Source organism: Pseudomonas sp. 34 E 7 (assembly GCF_900005715.1).
Lineage (GTDB): Bacteria > Pseudomonadota > Gammaproteobacteria > Pseudomonadales > Pseudomonadaceae > Aquipseudomonas > Aquipseudomonas orientalis_A.
On record NZ_CVTX01000173.1, the window covers coordinates 28933 to 55498 of the forward strand.

General features: G+C 62.6%; 24 protein-coding genes and 1 pseudogene. 13 read left to right on the top strand and 12 right to left on the bottom strand.

Annotated elements, in window-relative coordinates:
• Window positions 1-182: 182 nt before the first annotated feature.
• Window positions 183-803: a TetR/AcrR family transcriptional regulator gene (locus tag BFP96_RS23820; protein ID WP_065884845.1), complete on the bottom strand. Its 621-nt coding sequence runs from the start codon at window positions 801-803 to the stop codon at window positions 183-185.
• Between the two features lie 116 nt (window positions 804-919).
• On the opposite strand from BFP96_RS23820, the gene copC reads away from it, so the two are divergent.
• The 4 genes from copC (at window position 920) to BFP96_RS23840 (ending at window position 4187) form a co-directional block, all read left to right on the top strand.
• Window positions 920-1285, top strand: a complete 366-nt coding sequence (gene copC, locus BFP96_RS23825; protein WP_065891771.1) for a copper homeostasis periplasmic binding protein CopC — start codon at window positions 920-922, stop codon at window positions 1283-1285.
• Between the two features lie 3 nt (window positions 1286-1288).
• Window positions 1289-2146, top strand: coding sequence for a copper homeostasis membrane protein CopD (gene copD, locus BFP96_RS23830; RefSeq protein WP_065937125.1), 858 nt, complete (start codon window positions 1289-1291; stop codon window positions 2144-2146).
• A gap of 320 nt (window positions 2147-2466) precedes the next feature.
• Window positions 2467-3282, top strand: coding sequence for an NAD-dependent epimerase/dehydratase family protein (locus BFP96_RS23835; protein ID WP_065937126.1), 816 nt, complete (start codon window positions 2467-2469; stop codon window positions 3280-3282).
• 29 nt (window positions 3283-3311) lie between these two features.
• The gene (locus BFP96_RS23840) at window positions 3312-4187 is read left to right on the top strand and encodes an SMP-30/gluconolactonase/LRE family protein (RefSeq protein WP_065937127.1); all 876 of its coding nucleotides are present in this window, start codon (window positions 3312-3314) and stop codon (window positions 4185-4187) included.
• Window positions 4188-4375: 188 nt separating this feature from the next.
• On the opposite strand, the gene BFP96_RS23845 is transcribed toward BFP96_RS23840, so the two are convergent.
• The 5 genes from BFP96_RS23845 to BFP96_RS23865 all read right to left on the bottom strand — a co-directional run bounded on the left by BFP96_RS23845 (window position 4376) and on the right by BFP96_RS23865 (window position 9772).
• Window positions 4376-5521 carry an HlyD family secretion protein gene (locus BFP96_RS23845; protein ID WP_065891775.1) on the bottom strand — a complete coding sequence of 382 codons (1146 nt, stop codon included), beginning with the start codon at window positions 5519-5521 and terminating at the stop codon, window positions 4376-4378.
• Window positions 5518-7164, bottom strand: coding sequence for an MFS transporter (locus BFP96_RS23850; protein WP_065896796.1), 1647 nt, complete (start codon window positions 7162-7164; stop codon window positions 5518-5520). The genes BFP96_RS23845 and BFP96_RS23850 overlap by 4 nt, the downstream gene beginning before the upstream one ends.
• Before the next feature lie 163 nt (window positions 7165-7327).
• Window positions 7328-8140, bottom strand: coding sequence for a sulfite exporter TauE/SafE family protein (locus tag BFP96_RS23855; RefSeq protein ID WP_065937128.1), 813 nt, complete (start codon window positions 8138-8140; stop codon window positions 7328-7330).
• Complete coding sequence (locus tag BFP96_RS23860) at window positions 8141-9385, bottom strand: FAD/NAD(P)-binding oxidoreductase (protein WP_065937129.1); 1245 nt, start codon at window positions 9383-9385, stop codon at window positions 8141-8143. It abuts the gene before it with no gap.
• 51 nt (window positions 9386-9436) lie between these two features.
• Window positions 9437-9772, bottom strand: a complete 336-nt coding sequence (locus BFP96_RS23865) for an ArsR/SmtB family transcription factor (protein ID WP_057007617.1) — start codon at window positions 9770-9772, stop codon at window positions 9437-9439.
• 94 nt (window positions 9773-9866) lie between these two features.
• On the opposite strand from BFP96_RS23865, the gene BFP96_RS23870 reads away from it, so the two are divergent.
• Complete coding sequence (locus BFP96_RS23870) at window positions 9867-10730, top strand: MBL fold metallo-hydrolase (RefSeq protein ID WP_065937130.1); 864 nt, start codon at window positions 9867-9869, stop codon at window positions 10728-10730.
• Between the two features lie 120 nt (window positions 10731-10850).
• On the opposite strand, the gene bkdR is transcribed toward BFP96_RS23870, so the two are convergent.
• Window positions 10851-11339 carry a Bkd operon transcriptional regulator BkdR gene (bkdR, locus tag BFP96_RS23875; RefSeq protein WP_065891861.1) on the bottom strand — a complete coding sequence of 163 codons (489 nt, stop codon included), beginning with the start codon at window positions 11337-11339 and terminating at the stop codon, window positions 10851-10853.
• Window positions 11340-11534: 195 nt separating this feature from the next.
• Here bkdR and BFP96_RS23880 point away from each other — a divergent pair, with 195 nt between their 5' ends.
• From BFP96_RS23880 to BFP96_RS23900, 5 genes are all read left to right on the top strand, one after another.
• Window positions 11535-12770 (top strand): 3-methyl-2-oxobutanoate dehydrogenase (2-methylpropanoyl-transferring) subunit alpha, encoded by a 1236-nt coding sequence (locus BFP96_RS23880; protein ID WP_065884834.1) that lies wholly within the window; start codon window positions 11535-11537, stop codon window positions 12768-12770.
• Between the two features lies 1 nt (window position 12771).
• Window positions 12772-13830 (top strand): alpha-ketoacid dehydrogenase subunit beta, encoded by a 1059-nt coding sequence (locus BFP96_RS23885; RefSeq protein ID WP_065884833.1) that lies wholly within the window; start codon window positions 12772-12774, stop codon window positions 13828-13830.
• Window positions 13831-15090, top strand: coding sequence for a dihydrolipoamide acetyltransferase family protein (locus BFP96_RS23890; RefSeq protein ID WP_065937131.1), 1260 nt, complete (start codon window positions 13831-13833; stop codon window positions 15088-15090).
• Window positions 15091-15094: 4 nt separating this feature from the next.
• Entirely contained in the window at window positions 15095-16474 is a 1380-nt protein-coding gene (lpdA, locus tag BFP96_RS23895) for a dihydrolipoyl dehydrogenase (protein WP_065896800.1), read from the top strand.
• Window positions 16475-16679: 205 nt separating this feature from the next.
• Window positions 16680-17699: a branched-chain amino acid aminotransferase gene (locus BFP96_RS23900; protein ID WP_065891857.1), complete on the top strand. Its 1020-nt coding sequence runs from the start codon at window positions 16680-16682 to the stop codon at window positions 17697-17699.
• Between the two features lie 135 nt (window positions 17700-17834).
• On the opposite strand, the gene BFP96_RS29595 is transcribed toward BFP96_RS23900, so the two are convergent.
• From BFP96_RS29595 to BFP96_RS23925, 5 genes are all read right to left on the bottom strand, one after another.
• Window positions 17835-18728 (bottom strand): GNAT family acetyltransferase, encoded by an 894-nt coding sequence (locus BFP96_RS29595; protein ID WP_083203229.1) that lies wholly within the window; start codon window positions 18726-18728, stop codon window positions 17835-17837.
• Window positions 18729-18789: 61 nt separating this feature from the next.
• Window positions 18790-19623, bottom strand: a complete 834-nt coding sequence (locus BFP96_RS23910; RefSeq protein WP_065884829.1) for a TIGR03915 family putative DNA repair protein — start codon at window positions 19621-19623, stop codon at window positions 18790-18792.
• On the bottom strand, window positions 19620-20840 hold the full coding sequence (locus tag BFP96_RS23915; RefSeq protein WP_065891856.1) for a putative DNA modification/repair radical SAM protein: 1221 nt from the start codon (window positions 20838-20840) through the stop codon (window positions 19620-19622). The genes BFP96_RS23910 and BFP96_RS23915 overlap by 4 nt, the downstream gene beginning before the upstream one ends.
• Before the next feature lie 172 nt (window positions 20841-21012).
• Window positions 21013-22350 carry a lysine N(6)-hydroxylase/L-ornithine N(5)-oxygenase family protein gene (locus tag BFP96_RS23920; RefSeq protein WP_065896802.1) on the bottom strand — a complete coding sequence of 446 codons (1338 nt, stop codon included), beginning with the start codon at window positions 22348-22350 and terminating at the stop codon, window positions 21013-21015.
• Between the two features lie 119 nt (window positions 22351-22469).
• The gene (locus BFP96_RS23925) at window positions 22470-22952 is read right to left on the bottom strand and encodes a sigma-70 family RNA polymerase sigma factor (protein WP_065884826.1); all 483 of its coding nucleotides are present in this window, start codon (window positions 22950-22952) and stop codon (window positions 22470-22472) included.
• A gap of 256 nt (window positions 22953-23208) precedes the next feature.
• Between BFP96_RS23925 and BFP96_RS23930 the strand changes: the two genes are divergently transcribed.
• The 3 genes and pseudogenes from BFP96_RS23930 to BFP96_RS23940 all read left to right on the top strand — a co-directional run.
• Window positions 23209-24375: an efflux RND transporter periplasmic adaptor subunit gene (locus BFP96_RS23930; RefSeq protein WP_065937132.1), complete on the top strand. Its 1167-nt coding sequence runs from the start codon at window positions 23209-23211 to the stop codon at window positions 24373-24375.
• Between the two features lies 1 nt (window position 24376).
• On the top strand, window positions 24377-26350 hold the full coding sequence (locus BFP96_RS23935; protein WP_065937133.1) for a MacB family efflux pump subunit: 1974 nt from the start codon (window positions 24377-24379) through the stop codon (window positions 26348-26350).
• Window positions 26343-26566: pseudogene (locus tag BFP96_RS23940) on the top strand (RND transporter); the annotation flags it as partial. The gene BFP96_RS23935 and the pseudogene BFP96_RS23940, both read left to right, overlap by 8 nt.

Sequence of the window (26566 nt, forward strand, 5' to 3'; positions counted from 1 at the left end):
ACCCGGCGTCCTGCCGGGTTACCCACGGATTCAAGCCTGCGTTCGGCCAGCGTGGTTTAACGGGGCGCCTAGGATCAAAAGCAGATCAAGAGCGACTCGCTTCGCATCGTGGTTACGGTTGGGCGCTGCTGAGTTGTGTAGATACCTATGCCCCGATGAGGCCTTCAGCCCCACTACAAAACTCAAGGCTGCAACCCAATCCCGCGCAATATCACCCCGGTCACCGTCTGAATCGCCCGCTCAAACTGCATATCCGACAACGGCTGGTGATCATTCAGGATATTCACCTGGTGATCGAAGTCGGCATAGTGCTGGGTCGACGCCCAGATCATATACAGCAGGCTCGACGGCTCCAGCGGCAGGATGCGTTTGTCCTGCACCCACTGGCGGATTTTCGCTTCCTTCATCTTGGCCCAGTCGTACAGGCTTTCATCCAGCGCCTCACCGAGGGTCGGCGCGCCGTGGATGATTTCATTGGCCCAGACTTTCGAGCCATAAGGCCGCGTGCGCGAGCGCTGCATCTTGGCGCGAATGTAGCTGCTGAGCACCACGCGCGGGTCATCGAAGGTTTCGAAACTCAGGGCGTCCTGTTTCCACACCTCCAGCAGGTCGAACAGCACCGCGCTGTACAGCTCGCTCTTGGTGGTGAAGTAGTAATGCAGATTCGAGCGCGGCAGTTGCGCCTCTTTGGCGATGTCGGCCATGGCGGTGCTGCCATAGCCTTTTTCAGCGAAGACCTTCTCCGCCGCCAGCAGGATTTTCTCGACGTTGACCCGTCGAATGCCGATCTTGTGATTGCCCATAAGGGCTCCCTGACAACAACACGACCTAGAGACTACCATCGGCTCTAGATCGGGGCGACACGCCGAACCGAAACTTCGTACACTGGCGCCTTCTATCCTCTGATTGGTATTGAACAATGTTGATCAAGAAGTCCCTGACAACCGTCGCCCTGCTCGCTTCCCTGCTGGGCGCGTCCGCGGCATTTGCCCATGCGCACCTTGAAAGCGCCACGCCAGCCAAAGACAGCAGCGTGACCGCGCCGAAAGAGTTGCGCCTGACATTCAGCGAAGGCGTCGAAGCGACCTTCACCAAGGTGTCCCTGAGCAAGGACGGCACGGAAATCGCGATCAAGGGCCTGGAAACCCCGGACACCGACAAGAAAACCCTGGTGGTCACCCCTGCCGCTCCGTTGGCGGCCGGCACTTACAAAGTCGAATGGCATGCGGTGTCCGTCGACACCCACAAAAGCGAAGGCACTTACAGCTTCAAGGTCGGCCAATAATTCATGGCAACCCTGCTGGTGCTGTGCCGCTTCCTGCATTTCATCGTCGCGCTGCTGATGTTCGGGGCCTGTGTGTTCAGGCCTCTGCTGCTCGGGACGGCTGCGCTACCGGCACTCGACCGGCAACTGTTGCGCATCACCCGTGGCCTGGCCTGTGTGGGGCTAGGTTCCGGGATCGCGTGGCTGTTGTTGATCACCGCCAGCATGGCCGGCGGTTGGGACGCGGCGCTGCAACCGGCGACCGTCCAGCTGGTGTTGGGCAAGACCTTCTTCGGCCAGGTGTGGACCTGGCACCTGCTGCTGAACCTGCTGCTGGTGATCGTGCTGATCAAGCCCTGGCCGGCGCTGCGCCTGCCGCTGACAGCGCTGATGCTGGTGACCCTGGCACCAGTGGGCCACGGCGCCATGCTCGATGGGCTCAGCGGGCAACTGCTGATCTTCAATCAGGTGGTGCACTTGGCAAGCGTCGGCGCCTGGCTGGGTGGGCTGCTGTTGCTGGTATTGATCCTGCGCCAGACACCGCCGCTTGCGCTGCAGCCAATCCTGCGGCGCTTCAGCGGCGTGGGCTACGCCTTGGTGGCAGGCCTGCTGGTGACCGGTCTGATCAATGTACGCGTGCTCACCGGCCAATGGTGGCCTAGCCCGCTGTTCGAAGGCTTTGCCTTGATCCTGCTGATCAAAGTGCTGTTGGTAGGGGGCATGTTGGCGCTGGCCTTGCTCAATCGGTTGCGCCTGGAACAGTGCGAACAGCGCGTGAGCAGCTTGAAGGCCAGTGTGATGACGGAATGGCTACTAGGTGTTGCAGCAGTAGCCGTTGTATCGCTGTTGGGCACGCTGCCGCCAATGGTCATTGCCGGCTGAACCGGGAATTCCCACGTCGTACTCCATTCAAATGCGGGAGGGCATACACCGCCCTCTGTAGGAGCGAGGGGGGCGCCTAGCTCTTGCTCGCGAAAAATATCAACGATAACGCGTGCTTCCTGAATGAACGCAGTGCCTGTGAGTTTTTCGCGAGCAAGCTCGCTCCTACAAAAGCCAGCGGTGGCCAGTGAACGATGTATTTGCAGGCCGTCCCTCCCACCTTTGATCTCACTGGCTGGATGGGCGTTGACAACACAGGGAATCCCTCACACTATTTCCGCATAGTCATACGACAACCTACAACAAAAATCGGAATGCCCATGACCACCACCACGCCTACTCCTTTCAACCGCATCCTGCTTACCGGCGCCGCCGGTGGCCTGGGTAAAGTCCTGCGCGAACGCATGCGTCCCTACGCCACTGTGCTGCGCTTGTCAGACATCGCCGACATGGCCCCCGCCGCCGCCCATGAAGAAGTGCAACCCTGCGATCTTTCCGACAAACACGCCGTGCACCATCTGGTGGAAGGCGTCGATGCGATCCTGCACTTTGGCGGCGTGTCGGTGGAGCGTCCCTTTGAAGAAGTGCTCGGTGCCAATATCAGTGGCGTCTTCCACATCTACGAAGCCGCGCGCCGTCATGGGGTCAAGCGTGTGATCTTCGCCAGCTCCAATCACGTGATCGGCTTCTACAAGCAGGGCGAACAACTCGATGCCCATTCACCGCGCCGTCCGGACAGCTATTACGGCCTGTCCAAGTCCTATGGCGAAGACATGGCCAGTTTCTACTTCGATCGCTACGGCATCCAGACCGTGAGCATCCGTATCGGCTCGTCGTTCCCGCAACCACAGAACCGCCGGATGATGCACACCTGGCTGAGCTTCGACGACCTGACCCAACTGCTCGAACGCGCGCTGTACACCCCAGACGTGGGGCACACCGTGGTCTACGGCATGTCGGACAACCTCGACACCTGGTGGGACAACCGCTACGCCGCGCACCTGGGTTTTGCCCCCAAGGACAGCTCCGAAGTGTTCCGCGCCCAGGTCGAGGCCCAGCCGCCGGTGGCTGACAATGACCCGGCCAGAATCTATCAGGGCGGCGCGTTCTGCGCGGCAGGCCCGTTCGGTGACTGAGTTCACGTAACCCAAGGGAATGAGTGGCGATGAGTGCAGAATTGATTGTCAACGCCCGCAACGCCGTCGGCGAATGCCCGGTGTGGGTGCCCGAGGAAAATGCCCTGTACTGGGTGGATATCCCCAACGGTCGGCTGCAGCGCTGGAACGCCGCCACGGGCCAGGTCGCAACGTGGCAAGCCGCGCAGATGCTCGCCTGTATTGCTCGCACTGACACAGGCAATTGGATCGCCGGCATGGAGTCCGGGTTTTTCCAGCTGACCCCGCACAGCGATGGCAGTCTCGACACCACACCCCTGGCAAGTGTCACGCATCCACGCCCGGACATGCGCCTCAACGATGGGCGTTGCGACCGCCAGGGCCGTTTCTGGGCCGGCAGCATGGTGCTGAACATGGGCCTGAACGCCGCCGAAGGCATCTTGTATCGCTACGCAGCCGGCTCGGCGCCCCATGCCCAACTGGACGGTTTCATTACCTTGAACGGCCTGGCCTTCAGCCCCGACGGCCGTACGATGTACGCCTCGGATTCACACCCGTTGGTGCAACAAATCTGGGCCTTCGACTACGACATTGATACCGGCACGCCGTCCAACCGCCGCGTGTTTGTCGACATGCATCGACACCTCGGTCGGCCCGACGGTGCGGCGGTAGACGCGGACGGCTGCTACTGGATCTGCGCCAACGACGCCGGTTTGGTGCACCGCTTCACCCCGGACGGTCGCCTCGACCAGTCCCATCACGTACCGGTCAAAAAACCCACCATGTGCGCCTTTGGCGGCAGTCGCCTGGACACCCTGTACGTCACCTCGATCCGTGACGACCCGAGTGAGCAGTCGCTGTCCGGCGGCGTGTTCGCCCTCAACCCAGGCGTCCAGGGGCTGCCCGAACCGCGCTTCATCCTCTAGCGGCAGCAGCGCCGCGCACGCGCTGGAAATCAAAGTTGACCAGGCGCACATGCGCAAGGTCATTGACGTCGAAATTGGCGACGAGCGCGGGTTGTGGGCTTGCAGTGTGTCAGTCTGAGCATCTTTGACTGACACACCGCCATCGGGGGCAAGCCCCCTCCCACATTTTGCTCCCTGTTGTGCCAGGGTCAGGGCGGACTGTTTTTCAGGCGCCCTGCCGTGTCGATACTTACCACCACCGACAACCCCGGCCGCAACCGTTCACTCTCGGCCTGGTCCGGGTCCACGGTGATCCGCACCGGCACGCGCTGGGCGATCTTGACGAAGTTGCCGGTGGCGTTGTCCGCCTGCAACAGGCTGAACTCCGAGCCGGTCGCCGGGGAAATATGCTGCACCGTGCCGTGAAACCTGCGGTGGTTCAGCGCATCCACGGTAAACGTCACCGGCTGGCCAACCTGCACATTGTCCATCTGGGTTTCTTTCATATTGGCAATCACCCACAACTGCTTGGGCACCAGCGCCATCAACTGCGCGCCAGAGTTGACGTAGGCCCCGAGGCGCACGCCAATCTGCCCCAACTGACCATCCCGGGGCGCGGTGATGCGGGTGTTGGACAGGTCGATCCGCGCCAACTCCACCGCCGCCTCCGCGCTGGCCACCGCCGCCTCCAGGGAGCCGCGATTGACGATCACCGTTTGCAGGTCCTGCCGCGCGATTTCCAGGCTGGCCTGGGCCTGGGCCACGGCAGCGACCGTCTGGGCATTAGCGGCGCGGGTCACGTCCAGCTCACGCTTGGACACCGAGCCGTCGCTGATCAATTCTTCATTGCGGCGCAGGTCGGCGGTGCTTTTGCGCGCCTGGGCCTGGCTGTCGACCAGCGCAGCCTGACGCAGCTTGATGGTCGCTTCGGCGCTGTTGCGTTGCTGCACCACATTGGCCAGCGAAGCCTTTTGCACCGCCAGTTGCGCCAGGGCCTGGTCCAGGCGCTGCTTGTAGATGCGATCATCGAGGCGCACCAGCAGGTCACCGGCTTTCACATACTGGAAATCCTGCACCGGCACTTCGAAAACGTAGCCGCTGAGCTGCGGGCCGATGATCGTCACCTGCCCACGCACCAGGGCGTTTTCGGTGGTTTCCACGGCGCTGCTGAACGGCGGCAGTTGCCACGCGTACAGCACGATCAGCACGCCGACAATGGCAACGGCGGCAAAGCCCAGGGACGAAAGGATGCGCACTCGCAATGAACGCGGCTCGGTCACGGCGGCGCCCGGTGGCGTGGTGCCCTCGGGCGTGGAAGCGATAGCGTTGGTGGTCGTGGTCGTGGGTTCGGTCATGAAGAGGCGCCGACAGGTTGAACAGGAGGGGTTGCTGCTTTGGTGGTGCTCATCAGCCACAGGCTGCGGATAAAGATCCAGATCATGGTCAGGATCGCGATAATCGCAATCAACATGAAGACATCGTTGTACGCCATGACGTTCGCCTCGCGGGTGGCCGCCGTGGCCAGGCTGCGAATGCCCATGAGGTTGCGCAGCTCCGGGTCGGCGATGATGCCGCCATAGGCCGAGCCACCACTCTGCACCCGCGCCGCCACACGGGGGTCGAGCAAGGTCAGGTGCTCGACGATCATGCTCGAATGGTACTTCTCGCGCACGATCTGGAACGTGCCGAGCAGTGCCGCGCCGATCAGGCCGCCGAGGTTCTGGCAAATCCCGAACATCACCGAAAAACTCACCAGGTTGCGCGGGTTGGTCAATACATTCTTGGTGCCCAGCACCATGGTCGGCCCGAGAAAGAAGGTCCCGCCGAAGCCCAGCAGGAACTGGCTGATATACAGGTTCTGCGGCCGCGTCAGGTTGCTGGAAAAACTGTCCATCACCGACCCCGTCGCCATCAGCGCCAGGGAAATGATCAGCGGCATCAACAGATGCGCCGGGTTGATCGTCAAGGCGCTGACCACCAGCCCGGCAATCGCCCCGGCCAGCATCACCACGTACAAGGTGTGCATCTGCTGGTAACTCATGTTCAGCATCTGCATGAAACCCACCGCGCCGGTGGATTGTTCCGACAGCACCATCCGAATCAGGATCACCGCCAAGGCCAGGCGAATCATGGTGCCGCTGCCCAGCCAGCGGGTCATCAGCAGCGGGTTGGCGCGGTTATGCTCGATGGCCAACCCGGCCATGATCAGCACCAGCGAACAGGCCGAGGCGATGCCGATCCAGGGCGCTTCCAGCCACCAGTCGATGCGCCCCAGGGACAACACCGCGCAGAGCAAGGCAACGCCGGTGGCCAGGATCGCAAAGGTGAGGAAGTCGAGCTTTTCGAAGGTCTTGAACCGGTCGCCGGGCGGCAATTTCAGCAGGAACACACAGCCCAGGCAGATCAGCGCCAGGCCCAGCTCGAACAGATACAAGCCACGCCATTCGGCGATTTGCAGCAAATCTTCGGAGAACAGCCGCGCCAGGGGTAGCGCAAGCTGCGCGGTGCCCAGCCCCAGCACCAGGGCTTTGAGGCGCCACTTGGCCGGGAACGCCTGGATCATGTAGTACAAGCCCAACGAACTCAGCGCCGCCCCCACCATGCCGTGGGCCGCCCGCACGGCGATGGCCGAGTTGAGGTCGTTGACGAACAAGTGGCCGAAGGTCACCAGCGCATACAACACCAGGAACACTTCGGTAAACGCCCGCAGGCCGAACTGCTGGCGAAACTTCACCAGCAGCAGGTTCATGCACACGTTGGTCATCACATAGGCGGCGGGTAGCCAGGCCATTTCCGCCGTGGTCGCGCCCAGGGCGCCTTGCAGGTATTGCAGGTTGGCGATAACCAGCGCGTTGCCCAGGCCACCCGTGATTGCCACCAGCACACCCACCAGCGCAAACAGCCAGCGTTTGTGGGTGGGGTGCAGCGGCGTCGACGGCGAACCGGGCAGGCTTGGCCGCTCGTGGGGCTGCCAGGTGTGGGGGGTGTATTTATCCATTCGGTGACCTTGATGAACCGACGTGCAAGGCCGGTGAAGCCATTACTGGGAGAACAGTAACCTGAGGTACGTTCATCTCGCCATCTATCAAGCGTGCACGGTCAACACTGTTCAGTCGATCGTTCCTTTTTGATCGTTCCCACGCTCCGCGTGGGAACGATCATCAGGTCCGGAGCAAAGCATTCATCAGCATTCCAGCCGCCACCAGTACACACAAGCCGGCAAACCCCACTTGCAAGGCCCGTGCGGGAATCACCGAGCACAACCGGCGTCCGGCCAACATGCCGGCAATACTCGCCACAATAAATGCCCAGCCCACCGGCTCGATGTTCACCCCGGCATGAAAGGCCCCCACCACACCGATCAACGACAGCAGGCTGACCACCATCAACGAGGTCGCGACGATCCCGCGCATCTGCACATCGGTGAGTTGCTTGAACGCCGGTACGATCAGAAAACCGCCGCCCACGCCGAGCAAACCCGAGACCGCGCCGGTCACCGCGCCCAGTGCCGCCAGGGTGGCAGTGCATTTGGCGGTCCAGGCCAGGCGTCCGGTCTGCTGGTTGAGCATGCAGTTCTTCTGGCCCCAGGACGCCGCGCCATGGTCACTCGGGCCGGCTGCAACCTTTTCGCGCCGCACCATGCGCCAGGCCACCAGCACCATCAGGGCGCTGAACAAGCCCATCAGCACCGGCTCCGACAGTTGATGAGCGACGAACACACCGAGCGGTGAAAACAGTGCGCCCAGCAAGGCGATCAATAACGCGGCGCGATAACGCACCAGGCCATGGCGCAGGCCGTCAATCGCCCCCACCGCCGCCGCCGCGCCTACTGCAAGCAAGGACACCGGCGCGGCCTGGGTCATCGTCAACCCCAGTCCCAGCACCAGCGCCGGCACCCCGAGAATACCGCCGCCCGCTCCGGTCAGGCCCATGACCAGGCCCATCAATACACCCAACACACTGGCCAGCAGCATTCAGTCCACCTTGCTCAGGCGGGTCAGCCACTCGCGGCCCTTGAGCATGCCGTTCCAGTAGAACCACGGCAGCAACGTGGCCTTGAGGAACCACATCGAGCGACGCGCGCGGGTGGGATCGAGGGGAAAGGTCGGCAGCAGCTTGCCGCCGTAGCCGAACTCGGCCAGCACCACCTTGCCCTTCTCCACCGTCAACGGGCAGGAACCGTAGCCGTCGTACTTGAGCGGCAGCGGCGCTTGTTTGCGCAGGGCCAGCAGGTTCTCGGCCACGACCACGATCTGCTTGCGTACCGCCGCCGCAGTCTTGGCGTTGGAGGTGCCGCACACGTCGCCCAGGCCGAAGATGTGCGGATAGCGCAGGTGTTGCAGGCTGTGGGGGTTTACTTCGCACCAGCCTGCGGCATCGGCCAGCGGGCTTTGGCGGATAAAATCCGGAGCGACTTGCGGCGGCACGACGTGCAACATGTCGAAGGCTTTCGCTTCGACGTGCACGTTGCCTTCGGCGTCTTTGACCTCGAACCAGGCTATGCGCCCGGGGCCGTCGACTTTTATCAGGTTGGCATTGAACGCCAGCCGTGCGTTGTATTTCTCGACGTACTTCATCAACGGCGGCACAAAGGTCGCCACGCCGAACAGCGCGGCACCGGCGAGGTTGAATTCGACGTCGATGTTTTTCAGGCTGCCCTGCCTGAGCCAGTGGTCGCAGGACAGGTACATGGCTTTCTGCGGCGCACCGGCGCATTTGATCGGCATGGCCGGCTGGGTGAAGAGCGCCTTGCCACCCTTGAGCTGCTGCACCAGTTGCCAGGTGTAGGCCGCGTGTTCGTAACTGTAGTTGGAGGTGACGCCGTGGCGACCGAGGGTATCCTGCAAGCCCTCGATCTTTTCCCAGGCCAGGCGCAGGCCCGGGCAGACAATCAGGTTGTTCCAAGTGACGCGCTGGCCGCTGTCGAGCACCAGGGTCTGCTCGTCAGGCAATAACTCGCTGGCGGCGGCCTGGATCCAGGTGACCCCGTTGGGCAGCACGTCGGCCAGCGGGCGCCGGGTCTTTTGCAGGTCGTAGGCGCCGCCGCCCACCAGGGTCCAGGCGGGCTGATAGCAATGGAAGTCGTTGGGTTCGATCAGGATGATGTTCAGTTGCGGGTCGCGCTTGAGCAGGCTGGCCAGCAGGCCGATGCCTGCCGAGCCGCCGCCGATGACGACGATATCGCCACTGATGGTGGGTCCCCAGTGTTGTTCGGTCATTGTCTACTGCCTTTTTGAGTCAATGCACACAAGGGTCGCTGCCGGATGGCGTCACGCCCAGCTTTTTATCACCGCGCCGCAGTACAGGCCGGACAGGGTCTTCATCACTTGAATCACTTCGTGGCTGGCCAGCCCGTAGAAGATGTATTTACCTTCCCGACGGGTGGCGACCAACCCTTCGTCCCGCAAAATGCCCAACTGTTGTGACAGCGTGGGCTGACGCACGCCCGTCTGGGCTTCGAGCTCGCCGACGTTGCGTTCGCCCAGGGTCAACTGGCAGAGGATCAACAAGCGGTCCTCATTGGCCAACGCCTTGAGCAAGGAACAGGCCTTGGACGCCGATGCACGCAATTGGGCGACCTCGCCCTCACTCAACGTAGATTCCATTTGCCTCGGCTCCTTTATCTCACTTAAGCTCAAAACATTATGTTTAAACGTAAACTGATTGTAACCACTTTTTTCTTCACCGGGGATAGCCGCCATGCCAGCGTTGATTCAAGCCTTTCTGGACGAGGCATCGTCGACCTACACCTACATCGTCTATGAAGCCGACGGCGGCCCCTGCGCCATCGTCGATTCAGTGCTCAACTACGACCCCGCGTCCGGGCGCACCCATACCGCACAGGCCGACAAGGTGATTGCCTTCGTGCGCGCGCATGGCCTGCAGGTGCAGTGGCTGCTGGAAACCCACGCCCACGCCGATCACCTGTCCGCCGCGCCGTACCTGCGCCGCACCCTGGGTGGCAAGATTGCGATCGGCCAGTCCATCAGCAAGGTGCAGGGTGTGTTCAAGCACCTGTTCAACCTGGAGCCGGCGTTCCGTGTCGATGGCTCGCAGTTCGATCACCTGTTTGCGCCGGATGAAATCTTTCATATCGGCGGCTTGCAGGCCCAGGCGCTGCATGTACCTGGGCATACCCCGGCGGACATGGCCTACCTGATCGATGGCCGCTTGATCCTGGTGGGCGACACCCTGTTCATGCCCGACGTCGGCACCGCCCGCTGCGACTTCCCCGGCGGTGATGCGCGGCAGTTGTACGCGTCGATGCGCAAGCTGCTGGCGTTCCCGCCTGAAACCCGGCTGTACGTGTGCCATGACTATCCACCCGAGGGCCGCGATGCCAGGTGCCAGACCACGGTGGCTGAACAGCGCGCGGAGAATATCCATGTGCATGACGGAGTAGATGAGGCGGCGTTTGTCGCGATGCGCACCACCCGGGATGCCGGGCTGGGGATGCCGACGCTGTTGTTGCCGGCGATCCAGGTGAATGTGCGGGCGGGGCATATGCCGCCGGCGGAAGAAAATGGCGTCACCTATCTCAAGATCCCGCTCAACCAACTTTGAAATGCGGTAAAAAATGTGGGAGGGGGCTTGCCCCCGATGGCGGTGGGTCAGCTACAGATAAGCTGACTGTCACACCGCTATCGGGGGCAAGCCCCCTCCCACATGTTGTTCCGTGTTGAATCAGGAGCCCAGGTTTATGCCGTTGGCCGGCAACGGCAGCGCGGTTTTGTAGCGCACCTGCTTCAAGGCAAAACTGGAGCGGATATTCGCCACCCCCGGCACCTTGGTCAGAAAATCCATCATGAAACGCTCCAGCGACTGGATCGTCGGCACCAGCACCCGGATCAGGTAATCCGGGTCGCCGGCCATCAGGTAACACTCCATCACTTCCGGCCGGTCCGAGATTGCGCCTTCAAATTGCTGCAACGCCAGTTCATTCTGCTTTTCCAGGCTCACATGGATGAACACGTTGACATGCAGCCCCAGCAGGTCGGCGTCCAGCAGCGTGACCTGCTCGCGAATCAGCCCCAACTCCTCCATCGCCTTCACCCGATTGAAGCACGGCGTGGGCGACAGGTTGACCGAACGGGCGAGGTCGGCGTTGGTGATACGGGCATTCTCCTGCAGGGCGTTGAGAATGCCGATATCGGTACGGTCCAGTTTGCGCATGAGACAAAGTCACCTGTTTATTATGTTTATGCAGATTTTTTATCCGTAAATGATCGGGAGCGCAACGAAACACAGATAAATATTCTTCTACGCCACGCCTATGATTGTTGTAGGACAAGATTTCTTCTACCCGAAGACTGACTGTCAGCTAGCGCGCCCACTACAAGAAATTCACAAGATCGAGCGTAGAAAGCCATGACCCAGCCGTATGCACCGCTGCGCCTGCACGTTCCCGAACCTTCGGGGCGCCCAGGCTGCAAGACCGACTTCACCTACCTGCGCCTGACCGATGCCGGCCTGGTACGCAAACCCGCCATCGACGTAGAACCGTCCGACACCGCCGACCTGGCCAAGGGCTTGATCCGCGTGCTCGACGACCAGGGCCAGGCCCTGGGCCCGTGGGCCGAGGGCGTCAGCGCCGACGTCATGCGCAAAGGCATGCGCGCGATGCTCAAGACGCGCATCTTCGACAACCGCATGGTGGTCGCCCAGCGTCAGAAAAAAATGTCGTTCTACATGCAAAGCCTTGGCGAAGAAGCCATCGGCAGCGCCCAGGCCCTGGCCTTGAACATCGACGACATGTGCTTCCCCACCTATCGCCAGCAAAGCATCCTGATGGCCCGCGACGTGCCGCTGGTGGACCTGATCTGCCAACTGCTGTCCAACGAGCGCGACCCGCTAAAGGGTCGCCAGTTGCCGATCATGTACTCGGTCAAGGACGCTGGTTTCTTCACTATTTCCGGTAACCTCGCCACCCAATTCGTACAAGGTGTGGGCTGGGGCATGGCGTCGGCGATCAAGGGTGATACCAAGATCGCCTCGGCCTGGATCGGCGACGGCGCTACCGCAGAATCCGACTTCCACACCGCCCTCACCTTCGCCCACGTGTACCGTGCGCCGGTGATCCTCAACGTGGTCAACAACCAATGGGCCATCTCCACCTTCCAGGCCATTGCCGGCGGTGAAGCCACCACGTTCGCCGGACGCGGCGTCGGTTGCGGTATCGCCTCCCTGCGCGTCGACGGCAACGACTTTATCGCCGTGTACGCCGCCTCCGCCTGGGCTGCCGAGCGCGCGCGCCGCAACCTGGGGCCGACCTTGATCGAGTGGGTCACCTACCGCGCCGGTCCGCACTCCACCTCCGATGATCCGTCCAAGTACCGCCCCGCCGATGACTGGAGCCACTTCCCGTTGGGCGACCCGATTGCCCGCCTCAAACAGCACCTGATCAGGATTGGCCAGTGGTCCGACGAGGAACACGCGGCGGTCAGTGCCGAACTTGAAGCCGAAGTCATCGCTGCGCAAAAACAGGCCGAACAGTACGGCACCCTCGCCGGCGGCCAGATTCCAAGCGCCGCGACCATGTTCGAAGACGTTTATAAAGAGATGCCGGAGCACTTGAAGCGCCAGCGTCAAGAGCTGGGGGTCTGACATGAACGATCACAACAACAGCATCGAACTGGAAACCGCCATGACCACCACCACCATGACCATGATCCAAGCCCTGCGCTCGGCCATGGATGTGATGCTTGAACGGGACGACAACGTGGTGGTGTTCGGCCAGGACGTCGGTTACTTCGGCGGCGTGTTCCGCTGTACCGAAGGTTTGCAGACCAAGTACGGCAGCTCGCGGGTATTCGACGCGCCGATTTCCGAAAGCGGCATCATCGGCGTGGCAGTGGGCATGGGCGCCTACGGTCTGCGCCCGGTCGCGGAAATCCAGTTTGCCGACTACGTCTACCCCGCCACCGACCAGATTATTTCCGAGGCCGCGCGCCTGCGTTATCGCTCCGCCGGCCAGTTCACCGCGCCCCTGACCATGCGCATGCCGTGCGGCGGCGGCATCTACGGCGGCCAGACCCACAGCCAGAGTATTGAAGCGGTGTTCACCCAGGTCTGCGGCCTGCGCACGGTGATGCCGTCCAACCCCTATGACGCCAAGGGCCTGCTGATCGCCTCCATCGAAAACGATGACCCGGTGATCTTCCTTGAACCCAAGCGCCTGTATAACGGCCCGTTCGATGGCCATCACGACCGTCCGGTAACCCCGTGGTCGAAACACCCGCAAGCGCAAGTGCCGGACGGCTACTACACCGTGCCGCTGGACGTGGCCGCCATCGTGCGTCCGGGTTCGGCCGTGACCGTGCTGACCTACGGCACCACCGTGTATGTGTCGCAGGTCGCCGCCGAAGAAACCGGCATTGACGCCGAAGTCATCGACCTGCGCAGCCTGTGGCCGCTGGACCTGGACACCATCGTCAAGTCGGTGAAAAAGACCGGCCGTTGCGTGGTGGTGCACGAAGCCACGCGCACCTGCGGTTTTGGCGCCGAGCTGGTCGCCCTGGTGCAGGAGCACTGCTTCCATCACCTGGAAGCGCCGATCGAGCGCGTCACCGGCTGGGACACGCCCTACCCGCACGCGCAGGAGTGGGCGTATTTCCCAGGCCCGTCCCGAGTGGGCGCGGCGTTGAAACGGGTCATGGAGGTCTGAATGGGCACGCACGTTATCAAGATGCCGGACATTGGCGAAGGCATCGCGGAAGTTGAACTGTCGCAGTGGCATGTGAAGGTCGGCGACCTGGTCGTCGAAGACCAGGTGCTGGCGGATGTGATGACCGACAAGGCGATGGTGGACATTCCCTCGCCGGTCGACGGCAAGGTGATTTCCCTGGGTGGCGAGCCGGGTGAAGTCATGGCGGTGGGCAGTATTTTGATCAGCATTGAAGTGGAAGGCGCCGGTAACGCCAGGGAAGCGCCGGCCGTGGCCGCACCGGTGGAAAAAGCTGCGCCGGTGGTGGAGAGCAAGCCGGAACCGGTTCAAAGCAAGCCCGCGCCTGTCGCGGCCAAAGTCCAGGCGCCCGTGGCCCGGGAGGCCAATGAGCGCCCGCTGGCCTCCCCCGCCGTGCGTAAGCATGCCCTGGATGCGGGTATCCCGTTGCGCCTGGTACAGGGCTCCGGCCCGGCCGGACGGATCCTGCATGAAGACCTCGAGGCTTACCTTCAGCAAGGCGCCAGTCCAGCCTCGGCCGCCGCCAACCCTTACACCGAACGCAACGACGAGCACCAGATCCCGGTGATCGGCATGCGCCGCAAGATCGCCCAGCGCATGCAGGACGCCACCCGCCGCGCCGCGCATTTCAGCTACGTGGAAGAAATCGACGTCACCGCGCTGGACGAGTTGCGCGTGCACCTCAATGACAAACACGGCGCCACGCGCGGCAAGCTGACCCTGCTGCCCTTTATCGTGCGCGCCATGGTGGTGGCACTGCGCGATTTCCCGCAGATCAACGCGCGCTATGACGACGAAGCCCAGGTCATCACCCGCCTCGGCGCCGTGCATGTGGGCGTCGCCACCCAGAGCGATGTCGGCCTGATGGTGCCGGTGGTGCGCCACGCCGAAGCCCGCAGCCTGTGGGGCACTGCCGAAGAAATCACACGTTTGGCCAACGCCGCGCGCAATGGCAAGGCCAGCCGCGAGGAGCTGTCGGGCTCGACCATCACCCTGACCAGCCTCGGCGCGCTGGGCGGCATCGTCAGCACGCCGGTGCTGAACCTGCCGGAAGTGGCGATTGTCGGCGTCAACCGCATCGTCGAGCGGCCGATGGTGATAAAGGGCCAGATCGTGGTACGCAAGATGATGAACCTCTCCAGCTCGTTCGATCACCGTGTGGTCGATGGCATGGACGCGGCGCAATTCATCCAGGCCGTGCGCGGCCTGCTCGAACAACCCGCCAGCCTGTTCCTGGAGTAAGGGCATGACTCAGACACTACACACCACGCTGCTGATTATCGGCGGCGGCCCTGGCGGTTACGTGGCCGCGATTCGCGCCGGCCAACTGGGCATCCCGACCATTTTGGTGGAAGGCCAGGCGCTGGGCGGCACCTGCCTGAACATCGGCTGCATTCCGTCCAAGGCCTTGATCCATGTGGCCGAGCAATTCCAGCAGACGGTACACCACAGCCAGGGCTCGCCACTGGGCATCGAAGTGGACGTGCCCACCCTGGACATCCGCAAGAGCGTGGAATGGAAAGACGGCATCGTCGACCGCCTGACCACCGGCGTCGCCGCGTTGTTGAAAAAGCACAAGGTGCAGGTGATCCATGGCTGGGCCAAGGTGGTGGACGGCAAGACCGTCGACGTCGGCGAGCAGCGCATCCAGTGCGAACACCTGCTGCTGGCCACCGGTTCGAAAAGCGTCGAGTTGCCGATGCTGCCGCTGGGCGGACCGGTCATTTCATCCACCGAAGCCCTGGTCCCGAACCACGTACCGAAGCGGCTGATCGTGGTGGGTGGCGGTTACATCGGCCTGGAACTGGGCATCGCCTATCGCAAGTTGGGGGCCGACGTCAGCGTGGTCGAGGCCCAGGAGCGCGTCCTGCCGGCCTACGATGCCGAGCTGACCCAGCCGGTTAACGAGTCGATCAAGCAACTCGGCATAAAGCTGTACCTCAAGCACAGCGTCAGCGGCTTTGCCGATAACTGCCTGCAAGTGCGCGACCCGAATGGCGACACCCTGTCGCTGGAAACCGATCAGGTGCTGGTGGCCGTGGGTCGCAAACCCAACACCCAGGGCTTCAACCTCGAAGCGCTGAACCTGGACATGAACGGCGCCGCGATCAAGATCGACAGCCGCTGCCAGACCAGCATGCGCAATGTGTATGCCATTGGCGACCTGAGCGGCGAGCCCATGCTGGCACATCGGGCCATGGCCCAGGGCGAGATGGTCGCCGAACTGATCAGCGGCAAAGCCCGCGAATTCAACCCGGCGGCGATTCCGGCGGTGTGCTTTACCGACCCGGAACTGGTGGTGGTGGGCAAGACCCCGGACGAGGCCAAGGCTGCCGGCCTGGACTGCATCGTGTCGAGCTTCCCGTTCGCCGCCAACGGGCGGGCCATGACTCTGGAGTCGAAAACCGGCTTCGTGCGGGTGGTGGCGCGGCGTGACAATCACCTGATTGTCGGCTGGCAGGCAGTGGGAGCCGGGGTGTCGGAGCTGTCCACTGCGTTTGGCCTGAGCCTGGAAATGGGCTCGCGCCTGGAGGATGTGGCCGGCACCATCCACGCCCATCCGACCTTGGGTGAGGCCGTGCAGGAAGCGGCGTTGCGGGCTTTGGGGCATGCGTTGCATCTGTAAAACCGTGGCGAGGCCATCGGGGGCAAGCCCCCTCCCACATTTGGAATGCATTTTAAATGTGGGAGGGGGCTTGCCCCCGATAGCAGTGGATCAGCCAATAGAGATGTGGAATGGTCCAACCGCCCGCTCCCACACCGGCCAAGAATGAAGTATTGTTGAGCCCATCCAGAAAAAAATCCGACTTGACCAGAGATTAGAGGGTGTCATGGGTAACGAAAGCATCAATTGGGACAAGCTGGGTTTTGACTACATCAAGACCGACAAGCGGTTTCTCCAGGTCTGGAAAAACGGCGAATGGCAAGCAGGCACCCTGACCGACGACAATGTGCTGCACATCAGCGAGGGCTCCACCGCCCTGCACTATGGCCAGCAGTGCTTTGAAGGCCTCAAGGCCTACCGCTGCAAGGACGGCTCGATCAACCTGTTCCGTCCGGACCAGAACGCTGCGCGCATGCAACGCAGCTGCGCCCGCCTGCTGATGCCGCATGTGTCGACCGAAGACTTCATCGAAGCCTGCAAACAGGTGGTCAAGGCCAACGAGCGCTTCATCCCGCCTTACGGCAGCGGCGGCGCGCTGTACCTGCGCCCGTTCGTGATCGGCACCGGTGAAAACATCGGCGTGCGCACCGCGCCGGAGTTCATCTTCTCGGTGTTCGCCATCCCGGTCGGTGCCTATTTCAAAGGCGGCCTGGTGCCCCACAACTTCCAGATCTCCACCTTCGACCGCGCCGCGCCACAGGGCACCGGTGCCGCCAAAGTAGGCGGTAACTACGCCGCCAGCCTGATGCCGGGCTCGGAAGCGAGGAAATCCGGCTTCGCCGACGCGATCTACCTGGACCCGATGACCCATTCGAAAATCGAAGAAGTCGGCTCGGCCAACTTCTTCGGCATCACCCACGACAACCAGTTCATCACGCCAAAGTCGCCTTCGGTGCTGCCGGGCATCACCCGCCTGTCGCTGATCGAACTGGCCCAGAGCCGCCTGGGCCTGACCGTGGTCGAGGGCGAGGTGTTCATCGACAAGCTCGACCAATTCAAGGAAGCCGGCGCCTGCGGCACCGCTGCGGTGATCTCGCCGATCGGCGGCATCCAGTACAACGACAAGATGCACGTGTTCTACAGCGAAACCGAAGTGGGCCCGATTACCCAGAGGCTCTACCAAGAGCTGACGGGCGTGCAGACCGGTGACGTTGAAGCGCCGGCGGGTTGGATCGTCAAGGTCTAAGCCACTGCCTCAGCAACACTGCAAAACCTGTGGGAGGGGGCTTGCCCCCGATGGCGGTGTGTCAGTCACTGAAAATATTGACTGATCCACCGCTATCGGGGGCAAGCCCCCTCCCACATTTGATCTCCAGTGTTCTTAAGATTGGGCAGGAATATTCCCGGCAATCTTCTTGCCCATGCTGATCCTCGGCTCCACCCCATATCCCAACGCCTCGTAGAACCCCACCACTGCGTCATTGCCGCCATTGATCTGCAGGTTGATCTTCATGCAACCCAACGCCGTCAACGCCTGTTCGGCGTGACGCACCAGCGATGATCCCAGGCCGTGGCGACGATAGTCGGCATGCACCGCCACCGAATACAGCCAACCACGATGGCCGTCGTAGCCGGCGAGAATCGTACCGATCACGGCTTTTTTATCGGTCGCGACAAAGAACAACCCGTCATTGACCGCCAGCTTTTTATCGATCGCCAGGCTCGGCAGGTTATGCGCGGTGTCATAGCCGAACGCCGCCTGCCATAACTCAACCACTTGCGCACGGTGCTGACGGTCGCGATACGGGCCGATGGGATGCCGGGACAGCAGGGCCTTTTCCATGACCAGCGTGCGTTCATTACCATGATAGACGTCGCGCACGGTGTGAAACCCCAGCTTGCTGTAGAACGGCTCGGCGGTCAGCGAGGACGGCACGCTCAACACCGTCACCCCGGCTTCGCGGGCGCGCAGTTCGATCTCGATCATCAACAGTCGCCCAATGCCCTGCCCTTGCAGCGCCGGGTTGACGAACACCGAGCGCACCACATTGGCATCAAGCGCGGCGGTGGCGACGATCAGCTGATCCCGGGTGGCCACCAGCACGACACGGCGCTTGAGCAGCGCCAGAACGGCCTCGGGCGTGAAATGACTGGCCACTCGGGCAATCACGTCCGCCGGGTAATCCTGTGCATTGCTGCTATGCAAGGCCGCCAGGATGACCTGGCTGATCCCTTCGGCATCGGCGGTTTGGGCAAGACGAACAGCGGTAGACATGATTGCTCCTGGCTGAGGGCGCTCTGACAGACACCACCATACCAAGCCCTACCCACATGTTCTAACTGTGCCCGCTTGAAATGCGTTTGCCGGGCTTGGTGCCCACCAGCCTGGCCTGTCCATCCTTCTGCTTGCCCGTGCGCGCCTCGCTGATCAGCCCGGGGATCAACTTGCCTTCCGGCAGGTTCTTCCAGAACCGGCTCGGCAGATGCCCTTCCATCACCTTGGGGTTCAAGCGCGCCGGGTTGAAGATGTGACTGTAATAGGTCAACCACATGGCGCTGTGCGGGTCGTCGACATTTTGCGCCAGTTGCTGCCACGCCTCGGGGCACCGGCGTTGGTGAATCAGTTGCTCGCCATCGTAATACACCCCATCCAGGGGCGTTGCGATCATCCAGCGATGGCGGCCCATGCGCCCGATAAAATGCTGGCTGGCACTGTGCAAAATATCATGGGCCGGCTCATGCCAGGCCACGTACTCCGGCAGCTCGGGGCCTGCCTCGGCCGGCAGTGCAATAAACCGCACAAACGCATGCAAGTGGTGGGCTTCACGGCTGACCTGCTTGATGCGGCGCTGCAACTCGCTGCCCAATTTGTCACCTGCCAACATGGCCGTGCGGTCGCCATGGCTGACCCGCCACAACACCTCATACAACAAACTCCAGCGCTGATCGCCCTGGTAGCAGGCAGCCGACTCCAGCAGTTGCAACAAGGCCTTGGGAATGCGCGCCTGGAACGGGCCCAACCCGGAAGGAATGGGCTCGTCGGTGGCAAACAGATCCGCCACCTCGGTTGCACCCCAGCTCACCTGGCTGGGGTCGACCTGATGGCTGAGCAGCCAGCGCGCCTGTTCGCGCCAGGTGCTAAACAGGTTGTCGCATTCCAGGCTGATCATCCCCACAACCCCATCTGTTGCGGTTGCGGGCGATCGCGCAGCTGTTCGCGCAGCAACACACTGGTGCTATCGGCCTGCTGTGGGTGGTAATCGCTGGTGATGAAAAACGGCTTGGCCTTGGCCAGCACACAGCGCATGCGCGCCAGGTCTTCGAAGCGGATCTTGCGTTCGCGACGCAGGTCCACCAGGCGCTGGGTGGTGCGCAGGCCAATGCCGGGGATACGCGCGATCAAGGTCGGTTCGGCGCGGTTAAGATCGAGGGGGAACACCTCGCGATGCTCCAGGGCCCACGCCAGCTTGGGGTCGATATCCAGGGCCAGGTCGCCGGGGCCTTCGAACAGTTCATTGGCGCTGAAGCCGTAGCTGCGCAACAGAAAGTCGGCCTGGTACAAGCGATGCTCGCGCATCAACGGCGGCGCAGCCAGGGGCACGCTCTTGGGGCTGTTGGGAATCGGGCTGAACGCCGAATAATACACACGGCGCAGCTTGTAGTTGCCATACAAGGCTTCGGCACCGTGCAGGATGGTGCTGTCATCGGTGTCGTCGGCGCCGACGATCATCTGTGTGCTCTGCCCGGCCGGGGCGAAGCGCGGTGCGCGGGGTTCGTTGAGCACCGTCTGTTCACCGGTGTAGATGGTCTGCATGGCCTGCTTGATCGAGACGATCTGTTTTTCCGGCGCCAGGGTTTGCAGGCTGGCATCGGTAGGCAGCTCGATATTCACGCTCAGGCGGTCGGCATAGCGCCCGGCCTCGGCGATCAACGCGGGGTCGGCTTCGGGAATGGTCTTGAGATGGATATAGCCGCGAAAATCGTGCTCTTCACGCAGCAACTTGGCGACCCGCACCAACTGCTCCATGGTGTAGTCGGCTGAACGGATGATGCCGGAACTGAGAAACAGGCCGCTGACGCAATTGCGCTTGTAGAAGTCCAGGGTCAGGGTGACCACCTCTTCCGGGCTGAAGCGCGCGCGGGGCACATCGCTGGAACGGCGGTTGACGCAATACTGGCAGTCGTAGAGACAAAAGTTGGTGAGCAAAACCTTGAGCAGCGACACGCAACGGCCGTCGGGCGTATAGCTGTGGCAAATGCCCATGCCGTCGGTGGAACCCAGCCCGGCCTTGCCTTCGGAGCTGCGCTTGGGTGCGCCACTGCTGGCGCACGAAGCGTCGTACTTGGCGGCGTCGGCGAGAATGCTGAGCTTTTCGATCAACTGCATGGAGAGCTACCGATACTGGTTTTTTGTACAGTATCAGCAGCATCTGCTTGTCACAAGTACCGCCCGTAGGAGCGAGCTTGCTCGCGAAAAACGTCAACGATAACGCGCCCCTTCTGAATCAACCCGGCGCCCTCGCGTTTTTCGCGAGCAAGCTCGCTCCTACGGACTCAGATCAGCTTGCGGTGGCGAGCAGCAGGTCCTGCACCGAACGCGCGGTGCCACGGTTGCGATCGTTCTCGTACAACGACGCGGCAATTTCATCGGCGCGAATCGGCAGCACCGACAGCAACGTATCGCTCAAACCATGGCTGGCCTGGCTGAACCCCTGGATGTAGATGCCGGCGTTGCAGCGCTCGTCGGTGACGATGCGGTAGTCGCGGGCCACTTCGAAATCGCCTATGTAAGCTTGGAGCGGCGCGAGCAATTCGCGGTGCATCTGGCGTTCGTAACCGGTGGCAAGGATTACCGCATCGTAGTGATTCACGCAGGTTTCGCCGGTAGCGTTGTTGCGCAGCGTCAGTTCGATGCCCAGCGGGCCGGGGGTGGCCTTTTCGACCACGGTCATGGTGCGAAACGCCTGGCGCGCGATGCCGGACACTTTCTGGCGATAGAAGATGCCGTAGATGCGCTCGATCAGGTCCAGGTCCACCACCGAGTAGTTAGTGTTCTGGTACTCGGCGACCAGGCGCTCACGTTCGGCGCCGACTTGCTGGAATACCAGGTCGGTAAAGGCCGGCGAGAACACTTCATTGACGAACGGGCTGTCATCCGCCGGCTTGAGCGCCGAACCGCGCAGAATCAGGTCGACCTGCACCGACGGGAAGCTGTCGTTGAGGTCGATAAACGCTTCGGCGGCGCTCTGACCACCGCCGATCACCGCGATGCGCATCGGCTTGCCGTCGACACACGGCTGGCCGGCCATGCGCTCCAGGTACTGGGAATGGTGGAACACCCGGCTGTCGCCCTTGAGCGCCTTGAACGCCTCGGGAATACGCGGCGTGCCACCGGCGCTGACCACCACCGAGCGTGTGGTACGCACATGCTGCTCGCCCAGCGCATCGCGGGAAATCACGCGCAGCGCTTCAACCTGTTGCTGGTGCAGGATCGGCTCGATGGCCAGTACCTCTTCGCCGTAGCGGGCCTGGGCCTGGAATTGCCCGGCGACCCAGCGCAGGTAGTCGTTGTACTCCATGCGGCACGGGTAGAAGGTGCCCAGGTTGATGAAGTCCACCAGGCGGTCGTGGGCCTTGAGGTAATTGACGAAGGAATACGGGCTGGTGGGGTTGCGCAGGGTCACCAGGTCCTTGAGGAAGGAAATCTGCAATTCGCTCTGGGTCACCAGGGTATTGCCGTGCCAGCGGTAGTCGGCCTGTTTGTCGAGGAACAGTACGTCCAGTTTGCCCTGGGCTTTCTCACGCTCCTGCAAGGCGATGGCCAGCGCCAGGTTCGAAGGGCCGAAGCCGATGCCGATCAGGTCGTGAACCGCGGGCGAAGCAATTGCCTGTGTCATTCCAGTGTCCTCTGGATAAGCCCCTTGGCGGTTGGGGCGGAATACCTTCATGGCCTGAACAACAGGCCGTGTGTTGATAGGAAACGAGGACAGTGAAATAAAATTTAACTAACAGCGCTTCAGTGCGCTTCCCACTCACGCATGCGCAACCGGCAGTGCTTCATGGCATTGACGATGTGCTTTTCCACCAGCGCGCGGGAAATGCACAGACGCTCGGCGATTTGCAGGTGGGACAGGCCGTCGAGTTTGCGCAACAGGAAACTGTCGCGGCAGGCCGCCGGCAGCTCGGCCAGGGCGCGTTCGAGCATCTCCAGGCGCTGGCTCTGGTCGTGGCTGGCGTGGGGTGAACAGGGCGCGAAGCGTTCTTCAGCGTCCAGCACCTCCAGCGGCTCCACCTGGCGCAGGGCGTTGCGCCGATGGCCGTCGATCACCAGGTTCAGCGCGGTGCGGTACAGGAACGCGCGCGGCTGTTCGATCGGCGTGTCACTGGAGCGCTCCAGCACCCGCACATAGGCGTCATGCACCACATCCTCGGCCACCTGACGGTTGCCCAGCTTGGCGTTGAGGAAACACACCAGCTCGCGATAGTAGTTTTCCAACATGACTCCTGGCCCCATGGCCGTGGTGCGGACGATGCCAACCTGCGTAGAAACACAGCCATCAATGATGGCAGTTTGAGTGCGTGCAATTTATAGTAATTCTCATCTACTTTTAAAGAAGTCTCGCATCAACGGTCGATTTTTTTCTTCGCTCGACCTGTAACCGCGCGTGTAACAGCCTAAATCCCCGGCGATTTTCTTCGTTTACCTGTCAGCTCTGCGCGACTGCGCCCCGATCTTTCCTGGCTGGAACCTACGCATGAAACGCCCTCGACCTGCCCGACGCGCCCTGCTTGTGGTGGCGTGCCTGATCCCCATCGTTGCGTTTGTCGCCTGGCAAGCCCTTGCGCCGGGCCGCGACGCCCTGGCCACCGTGACGGTCACCCGGGGCGATATCGAAAACAGCGTCACGGCCCTGGGCACCCTGCAACCACGGCGGTATGTGGATGTCGGCGCCCAGGCCTCCGGGCAGATCCAGAAGATCCACGTCGAGGCCGGCGATCAGGTCAAGGAAGGCCAGTTGCTGGTGGAGATCGACCCGTCGACGCAAAAAGCCAAGCTCGACGCCAGCCGCTACGCCATCGAAAACCTGCAGGCGCAATTGCAGGAGCAGAAAGCCCAGCACGCCTTGGCGCGCCAGAAATACCAGCGTCAGCAACGCCTGAGCGCCGGTAACGCCACCCGCGAAGAAGATGTGCAAACCGCCAGGGCCGAACTGGACGCCACCCAGGCGCGGGTCGACATGTTCCAGGCCCAGATTCGCCAGGCCCGGGCCAGCCTGCGCAGCGACGAAGCGGAACTCGGTTACACACGCATCTACGCGCCGATGGCCGGTACCGTCGTGGCGGTGGATGCGCGCGTCGGGCAGACCCTCAACGCGCAACAACAAACGCCGCTGATCCTGCGCATCGCCAAATTGTCGCCGATGACGGTGTGGGCCGAAGTGTCCGAGGCGGATATCGGCCATGTCAAACCCGGCATGAGTGCGTATTTCACCACCTTGAGCGGCGGCAGCCGGCGCTGGACCAGCACCGTGCGGCAGATCCTGCCGATCCCGCCCAAGCCGTTGAACGAAACCCAGGGCAGCGGCAGCCCGAGCAACAGCAAGAGCGGCACCGGCCGCGTGGTGCTGTACACGGTGTTACTGGACGTCGACAACGCCGATAACGCGCTGATGGCGGAAATGACCACCCAGGTGTTTTTCGTCGCCAGCCAAGTCAAGGACGCCCTGACCGTGCCGGTCGCCGCGCTGCAAGGCGTGCCTACGGCGGATACGCAACTCGCCCGGGTGGTGGCGAAAAACGGCAGCATCGAGCAGCGCTCGGTGCGCCTGGGCATCAGCGACCGCCTGCGCGTGCAGGTGCTGGAGGGCCTCGACGAAGGCGATCACCTGTTGATCGGCCCAGCCGACGGCAGCGGGGGCTGAGTTGACCACGCCACTGATCGAACTCAAGCACATCCGCAAATCCTACGGCGGCGGCGACAGCCCGCAGGTCGACGTACTGCGCGGCATCGACCTGTCGATCCACGCCGGGGAATTTGTCGCCATCGTCGGCGCGTCGGGCTCCGGCAAGTCGACGTTGATGAACATCCTCGGTTGCCTCGACCGCCCGAGCGAAGGCGATTACCTGTTCGCCGGGGAAAACGTCGCCCAGTTGGGCAGCGACGAACTGGCCTGGCTGCGCCGCGAAGCGTTCGGCTTCGTGTTCCAGGGCTACCACCTGATCCCGTCGGCATCGGCCCAGGAAAACGTCGAGATGCCGGCGATCTATGCCGGTATCAGTGCCGGCGAACGGCACGCCCGCGCCAATGCCCTGCTCACCCGCCTGGGCCTGGCCGAGCGCACCGGCAACCGTCCGCACCAGCTCTCCGGTGGCCAGCAGCAACGGGTGTCCATCGCACGTGCGCTGATGAACGGCGGGCATATCATCCTCGCCGACGAACCCACCGGCGCCCTCGACAGCCACAGCGGCGCCGAGGTGATGACCCTGCTCGACGAACTGGCGAGCCAGGGCCATGTGGTCATCCTGATTACCCATGACCGCGAAGTGGCGGCGCGAGCCAACCGCATCATCGAGATTCGCGACGGCCTGATCATCAGCGACTCGCCCGCCCCTCAGACCGAGGCGCCCGCCCCCGCGAACAGCGCGGCGCTGCAAGCCGTGGACCTGCGTCAGCGCCTGGCCGATGGCGCCGAACACAACGGTGCCTGGAAAGCCGAACTGCTCGACGCGCTGCAACCGGCCTGGCGCGTGATGTGGATCAACCGGTTTCGCACCGCGCTGACCCTGCTCGGCATCATTATCGGGGTGGCCTCGGTGGTGGTCATGCTGGCCGTGGGTGAAGGCAGCAAGCGCCAGGTCATGGCGCAGATGGGCGCGTTCGGCTCGAACATTCTGTACGTCAGCGGTTCGTCGCCCAACCCGCGCACGCCCCTGGGCATCATCACCCCCGCCGACGTGGCCGCCCTGGCCACCCTGCCGCAGGTGAAACGGATCATGCCGGTCAACGGCGCCGAAGCCGGCGTGCGTTTCGGCAACATTGACTACATGGCCTATGTGGGCGGCAACGACACTAATTTCCCGACCATCTTCAACTGGCCGGTGGTCGAGGGCAGCTACTTCACCGAGGCCGACGAACGCAACGCCGCCACCGTCGCGGTGATCGGCGCACGGGTGCGCGACAAGCTGTTCAAAGGCCTGGTCAACCCCATCGGCCAGTACATCCTGATCGAAAACGTGCCCTTCCAGGTGGTCGGCGTGCTCCAGGAAAAAGGCTCCAGCTCGGGCAACAAGGACAGCGACGATCGCATTGCCATCCCCTACTCCGCCGCCAGCATCCGCCTGTTCGGCAGCTACAACCCGGAGTACGTGGTGATTGCCGCCGCCGACGCCACCCGGGTGAACGCCGCCGAGCAGGCCATCGATCAGTTGCTCAAACGACTGCACCACGGCAAGGACGACTACCACCTGACCAACAACGCCGCGATGATCCAGGCCGAGGCGCGCACGGCCAATACCCTGTCGCTGATGCTCGGCTCGATTGCGGCGATTTCCCTGCTGGTGGGCGGCATCGGCGTGATGAATATCATGTTGATGACGGTACGTGAACGGACCCGCGAAATCGGCATCCGCATGGCCACCGGCGCACGCCAGCGCGACATCCTGCGCCAGTTTCTCACCGAGGCGGTGATGCTCTCGGTGGTCGGCGGGTTGTTCGGTATCGCCCTGGCGCTGCTGGTGGGCGGCGTGCTGGTGCTGGCCGAAGTGGCCGTGCAGTTTTCCCTGGTGGCGATGCTCGGCGCCTTTGGCTGCGCGCTGGTCACCGGCGTCGTATTCGGCTTTATGCCGGCCCGTAAAGCTGCCCGGCTCGATCCGGTTAAGGCATTGACCAGTGAATAAACCCTCCCTTGCCACACCGCTTTCCCTGCTCGGACTGTGCCTGCTGCTCAGCGCCTGCGCCGGCAACCCCGCCGCCGTCGACAGCGGCATCACGCCGCCCGCCGCCTGGCACTCTGCCGAAAGCGCGGCCAGCCAAGCCACCAACCAGCGCTGGTGGACGCACTTTGGCAGCCAGTCGCTCAACCGCCTGATCGACCAGGCGCGGCGTGACAGTTT

Bases quoted from the DNA above. Each gene is read 5' to 3' on its own strand.
- BFP96_RS23820 (WP_065884845.1), bottom strand. From the start codon at position 803: ATGGGCAATCACAAGATCGGCATTCGACGGGTCAACGTCGAGAAAATC.
- copC (WP_065891771.1), top strand. From the start codon at position 920: ATGTTGATCAAGAAGTCCCTGACAACCGTCGCCCTGCTCGCTTCCCTG.
- copD (WP_065937125.1), top strand. From the start codon at position 1,289: ATGGCAACCCTGCTGGTGCTGTGCCGCTTCCTGCATTTCATCGTCGCG.
- BFP96_RS23835 (WP_065937126.1), top strand. From the start codon at position 2,467: ATGACCACCACCACGCCTACTCCTTTCAACCGCATCCTGCTTACCGGC.
- BFP96_RS23840 (WP_065937127.1), top strand. From the start codon at position 3,312: ATGAGTGCAGAATTGATTGTCAACGCCCGCAACGCCGTCGGCGAATGC.
- BFP96_RS23845 (WP_065891775.1), bottom strand. From the start codon at position 5,521: ATGACCGAACCCACGACCACGACCACCAACGCTATCGCTTCCACGCCC.
- BFP96_RS23850 (WP_065896796.1), bottom strand. From the start codon at position 7,164: ATGGATAAATACACCCCCCACACCTGGCAGCCCCACGAGCGGCCAAGC.
- BFP96_RS23855 (WP_065937128.1), bottom strand. From the start codon at position 8,140: ATGCTGCTGGCCAGTGTGTTGGGTGTATTGATGGGCCTGGTCATGGGC.
- BFP96_RS23860 (WP_065937129.1), bottom strand. From the start codon at position 9,385: ATGACCGAACAACACTGGGGACCCACCATCAGTGGCGATATCGTCGTC.
- BFP96_RS23865 (WP_057007617.1), bottom strand. From the start codon at position 9,772: ATGGAATCTACGTTGAGTGAGGGCGAGGTCGCCCAATTGCGTGCATCG.
- BFP96_RS23870 (WP_065937130.1), top strand. From the start codon at position 9,867: ATGCCAGCGTTGATTCAAGCCTTTCTGGACGAGGCATCGTCGACCTAC.
- bkdR (WP_065891861.1), bottom strand. From the start codon at position 11,339: ATGCGCAAACTGGACCGTACCGATATCGGCATTCTCAACGCCCTGCAG.
- BFP96_RS23880 (WP_065884834.1), top strand. From the start codon at position 11,535: ATGACCCAGCCGTATGCACCGCTGCGCCTGCACGTTCCCGAACCTTCG.
- BFP96_RS23885 (WP_065884833.1), top strand. From the start codon at position 12,772: ATGAACGATCACAACAACAGCATCGAACTGGAAACCGCCATGACCACC.
- BFP96_RS23890 (WP_065937131.1), top strand. From the start codon at position 13,831: ATGGGCACGCACGTTATCAAGATGCCGGACATTGGCGAAGGCATCGCG.
- lpdA (WP_065896800.1), top strand. From the start codon at position 15,095: ATGACTCAGACACTACACACCACGCTGCTGATTATCGGCGGCGGCCCT.
- BFP96_RS23900 (WP_065891857.1), top strand. From the start codon at position 16,680: ATGGGTAACGAAAGCATCAATTGGGACAAGCTGGGTTTTGACTACATC.
- BFP96_RS29595 (WP_083203229.1), bottom strand. From the start codon at position 18,728: ATGTCTACCGCTGTTCGTCTTGCCCAAACCGCCGATGCCGAAGGGATC.
- BFP96_RS23910 (WP_065884829.1), bottom strand. From the start codon at position 19,623: ATGATCAGCCTGGAATGCGACAACCTGTTTAGCACCTGGCGCGAACAG.
- BFP96_RS23915 (WP_065891856.1), bottom strand. From the start codon at position 20,840: ATGCAGTTGATCGAAAAGCTCAGCATTCTCGCCGACGCCGCCAAGTAC.
- BFP96_RS23920 (WP_065896802.1), bottom strand. From the start codon at position 22,350: ATGACACAGGCAATTGCTTCGCCCGCGGTTCACGACCTGATCGGCATC.
- BFP96_RS23925 (WP_065884826.1), bottom strand. From the start codon at position 22,952: ATGTTGGAAAACTACTATCGCGAGCTGGTGTGTTTCCTCAACGCCAAG.
- BFP96_RS23930 (WP_065937132.1), top strand. From the start codon at position 23,209: ATGAAACGCCCTCGACCTGCCCGACGCGCCCTGCTTGTGGTGGCGTGC.